The sequence below is a fragment of the Okeania sp. SIO3B5 genome, assembly GCF_010692555.1.
Classification (GTDB): Bacteria; Cyanobacteriota; Cyanobacteriia; order Cyanobacteriales; family Microcoleaceae; genus Okeania.
Genome location: NZ_JAAHHG010000316.1, coordinates 1 through 11,732, shown reverse-complemented (window position 1 = coordinate 11,732; position 11,732 = coordinate 1). Strand labels below are relative to the sequence as shown.

The window sequence follows — 11,732 nt, the reverse complement described above, 5'->3', positions numbered from 1 at the left end:
TAACAGCTGAAAACCAAGGTATTTCAGACCCAAAAAGGCACTTACCTTTATCTGGTAATTAGGGCTTGCTGAAAAAGTCTTTTTTAAGGAGTAGGGGAGCGGGGGAGTAGGGGAGTAGGGGAGTAGGGGAGTAGGGGAGTAGGGGAGTAGGGGAGTAGGGGAGTAGGGGAGTAGGGGAGTAGGAAAGTAATTCTTTTTGCCCAACGATGCGCCTAAAATGGTAAATTTTTGAGCATTAACAGCTGAAAACCAAGGTATTTCAGACCCAAAAAGGCACTTACCTTTATCTGGTAATTAGGGCTTGCTGAAAAAGTCTTTTTTAAGGAGTAGGGGAGCGGGGGAGTAGGGGAGTAGGGGAGTAGGAAAGTAATTCTTTTTGCCCAACGATGCGCCTAAAATGGTAAATTTTTGAGCATTAATAGCTGAAAACCAAGGTATTTCAGACCCAAAAAGGCACTTACCTTTATCTGGTAATTAGGGCTTGCTGATTAAATATAGAAGCATTGAATGATATTGGTTTTAGGGTTTTTAGGTATCAGGCATGTGCGAACTTTTAGGCTACTGAGGTTCAAAAGTTGAGCATTTTTGGCTAACTATGAATGATAGAAGAATCACTCTTACTCTTTTTCCGGCCAACTCCTCTTTCACTCCTATCTCTCTTAACTCCTAACTACTCCCTACTCCCCTCCTGGGAGGGGGAGGGGCGAGGGGTGAGTCCCTACTCCCTACCTCCACAAAAAGACTTTTGAGCGCAAACCCTAATTATTTAAGATTTAATCAGCAAACCCTAATTAATTATCACGCGTATTGACTGATATTGGTTTGAGGCAATTTATGTCTGGAAAAAGTATGAGCTTTTCAGCAAGTAATGGTTAAAAAAGTGAGGATTTTCAACGAAGCACGCGGCCGAAAAATCACTCTGACTATTATTTTGGCCACTGACTCTGTAATTCCCATTTATTCTACCTCCTAACTACTCCTTATATCATGTCCGGTAGCATCGGAGCGTGTATAAAATTAAGGTGACAATGAAAGAAAACCTTCTGCCTCCTGCCTCCTGCCTCCTGCCTTCGGACAACCATTGTCTAATTATTCAACCGGACATGATATTACTCCCTACTACCTACCCCCTACCCCCACCAAAAGACTTTCCATACGCAAATCCTAGTTAGGGTCAACTAACATTAAAGGTTGATTGTACTCTACAGGTTCTCCATTTTCGATTAAAATTTCCACTATTTGTCCAGATACCTCTGCTTCAATCTCATTCATAACTTTCATCGCTTCAATAATACAAACTATTTGACCAGAAGTAACTCGATCACCCACTTCTACAAATGATGGTTCATCAGGAGCGGGAGCGCGGTAAAAAGTGCCCACAACTGGAGATAAAATTTCTTCAAATTTGCTAGAGACTGTAGGAGGTGTTCCTGGAGTCATAGTAACAGTTTTGGTCGCTGTTGTGTCTAATGGGGCAGCACCAGGAGAAACAAATTCGGAAGCATCAGTCTGATCAGAAGAAGGTAATGGGAGGCGATCGCTAAGTGGAGTTCCTTTACGTACTGTTAATTCCAAATCTCCACTTTTTAAAGTCAACTCCGAAATATTAGTTTGGTCTATTGCTGTTAGTAGTTCTCGCAGTTGATGTAAATCTAATTGCACTGTTTTTATATCCTCACTTAATCGCCATTAAACTCAATTAATTTTGTATAAAAAGAAGAGTTTATTACTGTTTTAGTATAGATGTAGAAGTGTGAATTTTAAAGCCATAATTTTTTTTACTTACAGAAGTTAACTTGAGATTTAAATTTGAGCAGAATTAATACTTTTTATTAATAAAAAATGTAGGATTTTAGATGAAAAATAGGAGCATTATTGGCTGCTAGGGATACTGAATTAGACTTATTAATACAACCAAAATTAAAATAAATTGTAATTACAGGAATTATTATTTCTTCTCTTTTCTCCCTATTTTAATTACATCTTAATATCAATTATCAAAAACTTTGCTATATTTATGGTTTGCGGAATGTGGGTTGAAAAGTTTTTGAGAAATGGTATTAGAATCTGCTAAAGGGGCTTTGTGCGAGATAGTTCCGCACATTTATTAACCCCCGTAAACAGACCTCAAAATTACACAATCAATGTATAACTTGACTTATACTAATAAATCTAGTTTTCTGCTATTACTCTCTACCCAAGTAAGAATCATTTCGAGTATCTATCTTAATTCGTTCTCCCTTAGATATAAATAAAGGAACCATAATTTGAGCACCTGTTTCGACAATAGCAGGTTTACTACCACCAGTAGCAGTATCTCCTTTAACACCAGGGTCAGTTTCAGTTACTTCTAAAACTACTGATTTGGGTAGTTCCACTTCTATTATTTGTTCGCCCCACTTAATAACATTAACCTCCATACCTTCGCTTAGATACTTAACACCCTCACCAATTTGCTCTGAACTTAAACTGGCCTCTTCAAAAGTTTCCATATCCATAAACACAAATTGGTCAGCATCTTTATAGGTGTGCTGCATTTCTCTCTTGTCCAAAGTAGCTTGAGGTACTGTTTCTCCAGCTCTAAATGTTCGTTCCACTACACTACCAGTTTGTGAATTTTTGAGCTTTGTTCGGACAAAAGCAGAACCTTTACCTGGTTTAACGTGCAGAAATTCTACTACCCGCCAAACGGAACCATCTAATTCAATAGTCACACCGGGGCGAAAATCATTACTAGAAATCATATAACAACGTTATTGCGGTTTTTAATTAAATTATCAGATTAGAACTTAACATTAGACATCGTACAATACTCTCTATACTCTCTATAAATATTTGAAGGAGTTTATTCGTTAGGAGCAAAGATTCGGGAGTTGAAATAATGGTTGAATATTGTGGGAGTAGAAAGAAATTTTTACCAACTCATTCATAATCACCTAATTTTTGTCCCTAAAAATCTTATCAAAATAATTGGGTTGTCCAACCCTTCCTTGATTAGGGAAACGTTTTTGGAAGGTTGCTCAAAATTCCTGTTAAGTACATACACAGAATTATTTAGGGATTATTAAAAAATCTTGTTAAGGAGTAAGGTAGTAGAGAGTAGTTAGGAGGAACAAGGAATTATAGAGGAGATAGTCGGATATATTTGTCCCTTGATTTCTCTGCTTTTGTCTGCCCAAAATGCTAACTTTTTGAGCTTTTTACACCGAAAACCTGGTACTTTTTTCAATTCCAAAAATGCTAAAGCCTTTATCTGTCAAGACTTTTAAATTTAATCGGCTAGCCGTATTTACACAAACGATACTAATATGGCAAAACCTGATTAGTATATTAGTAAACTGCAAGTCCCAAAAAACTTCTGACTTGTTTAAGACTGTGGACAGCCATGTAATATTAGTAAGGGATTGACATCCTCCCTACGCTCCCTTACAGGAGAGCGCGGGATTCCTAACCATCACAGGTTAGGGCTTTCTGCTTCAATGCACCTGCCTTCCGGGATTTACTCCCTTCGGGTCTAAAAGCGTGCTCCACAGACTGACACTGCCTGCCCGGCAGCCAAAATGTTTATACTTGCATTGATATCTCGATCGTGGTGACTGCTACACTCTGGACAATCCCACTCTCTGATATTTAGAGGCAATTTCTCTACTACATGACCACAATTAGAGCAACGTTTAGAACTAGGGAAATATCGATCAATTTTGACTAATTCTCGTCCATACCATTCAGCCTTGTATTCTAACTGTCTGACTAATTCGGACCAGTTAGCATCACTACCCACCCCTCTTGCTCCCCTCCCGGGAGGGGATGGGGGTGGGTTATGATTCTTGACCATGTTTTTTACTGCTAAATCCTCAACTACTATCCTTTGGTTTTCTCTGATTAGTTGAGTAGTTAGCTTATGGGTGTAGTCAAGTCTTGAGTCTTTAATCTTTGTATGTATCTTAGCTACTTTAAGTCTAGCTTTTTGATAGTTATTTGAGCCTTTAGTCTTACGCGAGAGTGACTTCTGGGCTAACCGGAGTTTTTTGTGTAACTTGTTGAAATTTTTAGGGTTAGCAAATTTTTCCCCATCACTGGTAGTTAAGAGGCTGGTAATACCTAAGTCTATCCCTACTTGTTTCTGAGTTGGCTTGAGGCTCAAATCTCTGATGTCATTAACTCTCAAAGATACAGACCACCTACCACTGGGGCTAAGTTTTACGGTAATTGTACTAGGCGTACAACCTGGTGGTAATTGCCTACTCCATCTGATAGGTAATGGTTCAACACCCGATCGCTAGATAGACTTGACCATCTTTCCACTTAAATGCAGACCTAGTAAATTCAGCACTACCACCCGGCGCGCTTTTTCTTAAAGTTAGGATAAAGAGCCCGTCCACTAAAGAAGTTAGTGAAAGAAGTTTGTAGATGTCTCAAGCCTTGCTGTAATGGGACACTGCTGACTTCTTTGAGGAAATCTAAATCTTCCTGCTTTTTCCAATTCGTCAGCATAGCTGAAGTTTGCTTGTAGCTTACTCTTTCCTTGTGTTCATACCAGGCTTGAGTTCTGGCAGCTAAAGCTCTGTTGTAGATCAGTCGAACACAGCCTAAAGTCCTCCTTAACAGGTTTTCCTGTTCTGGAGTAGGATAGAACCTAAACTTGTAAGCTTTTTCAACCATTTACTGCTTGCTAATTCTTACGTTTACATTCTAACATATTCTGTGTAAATATCAACATTGATTAGCATTCCCATAGGAAACCATAGGGTAGCTATGGTGCGGGTATAAAAGCTAACGTTTTGATAAAAATTGATAAATATGCTAAATCTACACAATTCCGTAATTAACACTTGTAAACGCTTGCTTAAAACTGGCATCCTAGCACTGTTACTTTTCACTTTGTCTGTTGGTCTTAGTGCTGCTTGGTGGGACTTTGGTGGTGGCACAACAACTCGTGAAAGTCGTTTGCCCCAAGGCGATCCGATTACCGATGGTCAGGCATTATTAAGGTATGCTCTACCGATAGACAATGAACCAGTGCGTAAAATACAAAGCAGTCTGGAAGATATTGCTAATAGACTGCGAGGAAAACGTTGGTCCTCTGTTAGTAGTGATATTGCTGCTGCATCAAGGGTTATTAATATTAGTAAGTCTAAGTTATTAGCTAGTGTTTCTGAGTCGAAACAATCTGAGGCAGAGGCCATAATTGAGCAACTCAATCAGGGCATTATTAATATTCGAGAAGTTGCTGAAGCTAAAGATGGGGAACAAGTATTGAAGCAACGGGCAGAACTACTGGCATTAGTGGGTCAGCTTGAAGAGTTGATGCTAGAAGGATTTCCGTTTGAGGTTTCTTCAGAGTTTGCTAATTTACCTCAACTGAAAGGTCGCGCTACTATTGAGATGGAAACGGAAAAGGGTTCTTTGACTTTGGTTGTTGATGGTTATAGTGCCCCTATTACTGCTGGCAATTTTGTAGATTTAGTTCAGAGGGGTTTTTACGATGGTCTAGAGTTTATTCGCTCAGAACAGTCTTATGTTTTGCAAACTGGAGACCCTCCTGGCCCAGAAGTTGGTTTTATTGACCCTGATAGTGGTGAGTACCGTAATATCCCACTGGAAATTTTGGTCAAGGGAGATGAGGAACCAATATATAGTTTTACTTTAGAAGAAATTGGTCGTTTTCGGGAACAACCTGTTCTGCCTTTTTCTGCTTATGGTACGGTGGCAATGGCTCGTCCTGAATCTGAAAATGATGGTGGTTCTTCTCAATTTTTCTTTTTCTTATTCCAACCAGAATTAACCCCTGCAGGAGTAAATTTACTGGATGGTCGTTATACGGTTTTTGGTTATGTGGTGGAAGGGAAAAAGGTTTTGGAAAAATTAGCTAAAGGAGACAAAATTATTTCTGCTAAGGTAGTTGCTGGATTAGAAAATCTTGTCGAACCTGAAGCTTAAAATAATTAGGTAAAATTTATCCTAAAATTTAGAGTAATTGGATAATTTAGCTACTAAAATCATCTTGAAATTTTAAGATTAAGTTGCCAATTACTCTAATGAAAAATTCTAGCTATAAAACCTACATTCCGCACGACAAAACGTAGCAACCGAAGAAGGAGTCAGGAGACAGCTATACTGGAGACAGAATTTTAGAAGAAAATCATAGCTGCCGTGATTGACTAATCATGTATAGCAAGTATTTATGCTTAATATTTAACTGAGAATTTGACTTTTGAGAAGTAATTTGTACAGTATAAATATTTACAAATAATAGAAATTGTATACTACTTTTGATGTTACAAGTTGACGTGCGGAATGTGGGATAAAAATAGGAAAAATTTAGGATAACTAGGGTAAATAAAATAAATATTCATTTATTTTATAGCATTAGGGTTAACAAGCTTAATAGGCAAAAAGAGTTTTACTATATATCCATAGTTTTATTTTTTATTCTGATTTATTACTTTTTACTTTTTTACTATTTTTCTATTTTTGATCGAATGGCTATTATCGAATTCGTAATACTCACAGGATTAGGGGTTATATTAGGTGCATTTATTGTTAATATATCTAATGATAGACAACAACAGCGTATTTTAGATGATGCTTTTTACAAATTACTAGAATTGCAAAATGGTAAAATTTCTTTGATTCAATTAGCTGCAGCTGCTAAAGTTGATGCTCAAATAGCTCAGAAATATCTAGAAGGTCAAGTACAAGTTTTTACTGCAACTTTAGAAGTTGATGAACAAGGAGATACGTTCTACAGATTTCCTAAACTAAGTTTACCTTCTGTTTTAGATAAACAACAATGGTAAGGAATTAGCTTCGAGGTGTTATTTTTGAGGTTTTATCGCAAGTGTGAAACAAAGAATTTTAAAAAGAATTTGAGTGATTAAAAGATTTTCATTTGTTATGTCTGTTTGACTAAAAAGAGAGATTACCCTAATAATTAGGGTTTGCGTATGGAAAGTCTTTTTGCTGGGGTATGAGACAGGAGACAGGAGACAGGAAAAAAGGGAATTAGTGAGGAGGTAAGAGTAAAAATTGTCCCTTAATTTTTCTGCCATAATTGTCCAAAAATACTAGCTTTTTGAGACCAAAAAATGCTACAACCAATATCAGTCAATGCTTTGATATTTAATCAGCAAACCCTAATTATTGAAAGACTATTCACCGAAAAATTGTGGTTTAAAGCCTTCCCTTTTAAACGGATAAAAAGAACAACTTTCCTTTTAGTCAATCCTCTTCTTTATAAAGGAAAGAATTATTAATTATTAATTATTAATTATTAATTATTGATCCCTACTCCCTAATTAATTAATGGTCCAAATCTTGGATAAGGCCAAAAACGAAATATAGCCCTACCTATAATATTTTTCTTAGGCAAAAAACCCCAAACATGAGAGTCATTACTATTATTGCGGTTATCTCCCATCACAAAGTATTGATTATCAGGAACTTTGATTGAAATTGGTAAAGTATATTCAGGGGGTTCAGCAATATAATTTTCAGTCAGGGGTTGGTCATTTATATAAACTAAACCATTCTCAATTTTAATAGTATCTCCTGGCAGGCCAATAACTCTTTTGATAAAAGCTTGATTTTTAGCATAACCATAGCGCTGTAACTGTTGGGGTGGTTGAAAAACAATAATATTCCCTGCTACCGGTGGATGAAAATAATAAGATACTTTTTCCACTACTAGGCGATCGCCGACTTCTAAGGTAGGTATCATTGAGTCTGAAGGTATATATCTTGGCTCTGCAATGAATATTCTGACTAATAAAGATAAAGATAAAGCGATCGCCAAAACTTTAATATTTTCTTTTTGTTGTTGCCATATTTTTAACCACCAGGGGGTTATGGAGTTAGTTGTTATTGGTTCATTTAGGGATTCTTTTTCTGATGTCATTTCTATGGTTTTTTTCTTGAGTATTTCTATACTATAGCAAAACTCCTGGAAATGATAATTTATCTATTCTAAATATATATAGTAATCCTATTTCAGTTGCGGGTCATTTCAGTTATCAGTTATCAGTACCTCCTACAATAACGAGGCTTAACATAAGGAATTTTTTCTTTTTTTATCCCCTTAAAAGGGAAGGCGCATACCCACAATTTCTCGGTAAAAATATCTTTTAATTTAGGAAACAGGGAATAGGGTTCATTAATTGATAATGGATAATTGATAATTACCTCTGGTTAAAACCGCTCTTGATTGAATATAAGGAGATATTATTTCTTCTCTTGGTCGATTGGATATGGCTCCGAGACCCGCTCTTATCAGAGCCGCTCCGCTTTATATGTTGCGGAGCAAAACGCCATCCGGAGACCGCTTTTTTCCCTTAAAAAGGGAGGCTTTAAACCTTCATTATTTAATTATTAATTATTAATTATTCGGTAAAAGCTTCAGAGTTTTGATATATCCTGAAATTTTTTATAAATGATTTCTAATTGTTATCGGACTATAATTTTTCCCTACTAGACTGTTTCAGCTAAAATAGTGCTTTAGATTTGTTATTACAACTAGAAGAAGTTATCTATTAAAAATTTACTATTGCAAAATTTAGGATGAAACAGTCCATTACTATTCATCACTCGCGCAATTATTGATTTATTTAACTCTAATAAAAAAAATCCTAAAAACGCCCAACTTATTTTTACGACTCACGATACTAACTTACTCAGTAATAAAATTTTTAGACGAGACCAGATATGGTTTACAGAAAAAAATCAGCAGGGAGCGACTGATTTATATTCTTTAGTTGAATACAAAGTACCGAATGATACGACTTTTGAAAGTGATTATATTAATGGTAAATATGGAGCTATACCTTTTCTTGGTAATTTCACTGAATTATTTGAAAAAAATGGCTAAAAAAAAAGAATATAAGAGAAATTATCAACATTCTGGGAAAAGTAAATATAGTCGTTATTCAAGAAATGAAACAGTAGTAACACGAGAAGTTATTGAGCGTTTTTTGATAGTTTGTGAGGGAAAAGAAACGGAACCCAATTATTTTCGGAGTTTTCTCGTCCCTAAAGATGTGATTGATGTGAAAGGATTAGGTCAAAATACAATTAGTTTGGTCAAAGAAGCTCTTAAGATTATGAAATAAGACGGTAATTACAATCAAGTATGGTGTGTATTTGACCGTGATTCATTTCCGGTAAAAAATTTTAATCAAGCTATAGAATATGCTAAAAGTAATGATATTAAAGTTGCTTATTCAAATGAAGCATTTGAAATTTGGTATTTGTTACATTTTGAATATCGAGATACCGCCATGTCTCGCAAAGATTATAAAAAAGCTTTAACTGAGAAGCTGAATAAAAAATATGAGAAAAATAGTAAGGAAATGTATGAAATATTGAAAAATAAGCAACTTCAAGCAATTAAAAATGCTGAGAAGTTATTAGAGCAATATAATCCACCTAATCCTGTTAATGATAATCCTTCCACAACTGTACATTTATTGGTTAAACAGCTTAATAGATTTGTTCGTCCATAGATGGGAAAGTAAGCACCTGGGCAAAAATTATAGCAGTTTTGACTAATGACTATTGCCACATCCGCACTAGAGAGAGGAAGTAGATATTTTTCCTACGACACACTCTCAAGTTATGCGCTTCACAAAATGATTTGACTATTGCGGATGTGGCAATAGAGAGGGGAGGTAGATATTTTCTCTACTACACACTCTCAAGTTATGCGCTTCACAAAATGATTTGACTATTGCGGATGTGGCAATAGAGAGGGGAGGTAGATATTTTCTCTACTACACACTCTCAAGTTATGCGCTTCACAAAATGATTTGACTATTGCGGATGTGGCAATAGAGAGGGGGAATAGATATTTTCTCTACTACACACTCTCAAGTTATGCGCTTCACAAAATGATTTGACTATTGCGGATATGGCAATAGAGAGGGGGAATAGATATTTCCCTATTACACACTCTCAAGTTATGTGATTTGACTATTGCCATATTCGCAACTAAAGAGGGGGAATAGATATTTCCCTATTACACACTCTCAAGTTATGCGCTTTACAAAATGATTTGACTATTGCGGATGTGGCAATAGAGAGGGAGTAGATATTTTCCTATTACACACTCTCAAGTTATGCGCTTCACAAAATGATTTGACTATTGCGGATGTGGCAATAAAGAAGGGAGGTAGATATTTCCCTATTACACACTCTCAAGTTATGCGCTTCACAAAATGATTTGACTATTGCGGATGTGGCAATAAAGAGGGGAGGTAGATATTTTCCCTACTACACACTCTCAAGTTATGCGCTTCACAAAATGATTTGACTATTGCGGATGTGGCAATAAAGAGGGGAGGTAGATATTTTCCCTACTACACACTCTCAAGTTATGCGCTTCACAAAATGATTTGACTATTGCGGATGTGGCAATAGAGAGGGAGTAGATATTTCCCTACTACACACTCTCAAGTTATGCGCTTCACAAAATGATTTGACTATTGCGGATGTGGCAATAAAGAGGGGAGGTAGATATTTTCCCTATGACACACTCTCAAGTTATGCGCTTCACAAAATGATTTGACTATTGCGGATGTGGCAATAAAGAGGGGAGGTAGATATTTTTCCTACGACACACTCTCAAGTTATGCGCTTCACAAAATGATTTGACTATTGCGGATGTGGCAATAGAGAGGGGGAATAGATATTTTTCCTACGACACACTCTCAAGTTATGCGCTTCACAAAATGATTTGACTATTGCGGATGTGGCAATAGAGAGGGGGAATAGATATTTCCCTACGACACACTCTCAAGTTATGCGCTTCACAAAATGATTTGACTATTGCGGATGTGGCAATAGAGGGGAGCTAGATATTTTCTCCACCACAGACCTCAAATTACGGTGCTTCACAAAATGAAACGACTATTGCGACATTCGCAATAGAGAGAGGAACTAGATATTTTCCCCAATACATCACCCGTATTATTAATTATTCAAAAATCTCTTCCCTTCTACCTTCTAACTTTAAATTATAGTAGTCGAAAGAAAGGGCCCGGACATATTAACAGCTTAAAACTCAGACAACGCCAGATTTTTCCTTCTCTCCTAGATCGCTAAACCCCTTCTTCCTTCTTCCTTCTTCCTTCTTCCTTCTTCCTTCTTCTTTCTTCCTTCTTCCTTCTTCCTTCTTTCTTCTTCCTTAATTTTTTAACGCAAACTTTATCTCGACCACCTTCTGTACAATCCTCAAACTTCAGTTTTCCAGCCAACATTTGTTGCTGAACTTCTTCCACTTTTTGCTTAACTTCCTCTGGCAAAACATCATTAAAACGACCTAACTTAGTAATATCTGGATTTTCAATTCCTAAAATATATTTTTCTCCATTAACTTGATTATTTTTAACAAGATTAGCAATATAAGCGATCGCTCCTCCAACATCCTGTACTGCACTGGTAAGCACTGCTTTTGGTGCAACATCAAGCTGGTCAGTTGTATTACCCACCGCATAAATTCCTTTTTCTTGTGCCGTTTTTAGAACTGCTGGAGCAGCATTATCTAATAAGTGATAAATCACATCAACCCCAGTAGAAATTAAAGCCAAAGCTGCTTCTTTTCCTTTAGCAATATCATTAAAATCTCCAGTGTAACTAATTACAACTTCAACACTGGAATTTACTGACTTAGCACCTAACTCAAATGCCTGACCTTGTAAGTTAGTTCCTTTAAAAGATAAACCTGTAAGATAAGCAACTTT

At 36.5% G+C, this 11,732-nt stretch carries 7 protein-coding genes and 2 pseudogenes; 4 read left to right on the top strand and 5 right to left on the bottom strand.

Going from position 1 to position 11,732, the window contains the following annotated elements:
* Window positions 1-1,164 precede the first annotated feature (1,164 nt).
* The 3 genes and pseudogenes from accB to F6K54_RS29890 all read right to left on the bottom strand — a co-directional run bounded on the left by accB (window position 1,165) and on the right by F6K54_RS29890 (window position 4,662).
* Window positions 1,165-1,662 carry an acetyl-CoA carboxylase biotin carboxyl carrier protein gene (gene accB, locus F6K54_RS29900; RefSeq protein WP_293085962.1) on the bottom strand — a complete coding sequence of 166 codons (498 nt, stop codon included), beginning with the start codon at window positions 1,660-1,662 and terminating at the stop codon, window positions 1,165-1,167.
* A gap of 524 nt (window positions 1,663-2,186) precedes the next feature.
* On the bottom strand, window positions 2,187-2,744 hold the full coding sequence (efp, locus tag F6K54_RS29895) for an elongation factor P (protein ID WP_293085959.1): 558 nt from the start codon (window positions 2,742-2,744) through the stop codon (window positions 2,187-2,189).
* Window positions 2,745-3,447: 703 nt separating this feature from the next.
* Window positions 3,448-4,662 (bottom strand): annotated as a pseudogene (locus tag F6K54_RS29890) (RNA-guided endonuclease InsQ/TnpB family protein).
* Between the two features lie 138 nt (window positions 4,663-4,800).
* On the opposite strand from F6K54_RS29890, the gene F6K54_RS29885 reads away from it, so the two are divergent.
* Window positions 4,801-5,940, top strand: a complete 1,140-nt coding sequence (locus F6K54_RS29885) for a peptidylprolyl isomerase (protein WP_293085957.1) — start codon at window positions 4,801-4,803, stop codon at window positions 5,938-5,940.
* Window positions 5,941-6,482: 542 nt separating this feature from the next.
* The gene (locus F6K54_RS29880) at window positions 6,483-6,800 is read left to right on the top strand and encodes a hypothetical protein (protein WP_293085954.1); all 318 of its coding nucleotides are present in this window, start codon (window positions 6,483-6,485) and stop codon (window positions 6,798-6,800) included.
* A 494-nt stretch (window positions 6,801-7,294) separates the two neighbouring features.
* On the opposite strand, the gene lepB is transcribed toward F6K54_RS29880, so the two are convergent.
* Window positions 7,295-7,897 carry a signal peptidase I gene (gene lepB, locus F6K54_RS29875; protein ID WP_293085952.1) on the bottom strand — a complete coding sequence of 201 codons (603 nt, stop codon included), beginning with the start codon at window positions 7,895-7,897 and terminating at the stop codon, window positions 7,295-7,297.
* Between the two features lie 958 nt (window positions 7,898-8,855).
* On the opposite strand from lepB, the gene F6K54_RS29870 reads away from it, so the two are divergent.
* Both F6K54_RS29870 and F6K54_RS29865 read left to right on the top strand, forming a co-directional pair.
* Complete coding sequence (locus F6K54_RS29870) at window positions 8,856-9,104, top strand: hypothetical protein (protein ID WP_293085949.1); 249 nt, start codon at window positions 8,856-8,858, stop codon at window positions 9,102-9,104.
* 18 nt (window positions 9,105-9,122) lie between these two features.
* Window positions 9,123-9,497, top strand: a pseudogene (locus F6K54_RS29865) (RloB family protein); the annotation flags it as partial.
* Between the two features lie 1,593 nt (window positions 9,498-11,090).
* Here F6K54_RS29865 and F6K54_RS29860 read toward each other — a convergent pair.
* The coding region (locus F6K54_RS29860; RefSeq protein ID WP_293085946.1) for a BMP family protein at window positions 11,091-11,732 on the bottom strand (642 nt) is incomplete at its 5' end.

Excerpts from the sequence above, each read along its gene's own strand:
- efp (WP_293085959.1), bottom strand. The coding sequence starts at position 2,744 with ATGATTTCTAGTAATGATTTTCGCCCCGGTGTGACTATTGAATTAGAT.
- F6K54_RS29885 (WP_293085957.1), top strand. The coding sequence starts at position 4,801 with ATGCTAAATCTACACAATTCCGTAATTAACACTTGTAAACGCTTGCTT.
- F6K54_RS29880 (WP_293085954.1), top strand. The coding sequence starts at position 6,483 with ATGGCTATTATCGAATTCGTAATACTCACAGGATTAGGGGTTATATTA.
- lepB (WP_293085952.1), bottom strand. The coding sequence starts at position 7,897 with ATGACATCAGAAAAAGAATCCCTAAATGAACCAATAACAACTAACTCC.
- F6K54_RS29870 (WP_293085949.1), top strand. The coding sequence starts at position 8,856 with ATGGCTAAAAAAAAAGAATATAAGAGAAATTATCAACATTCTGGGAAA.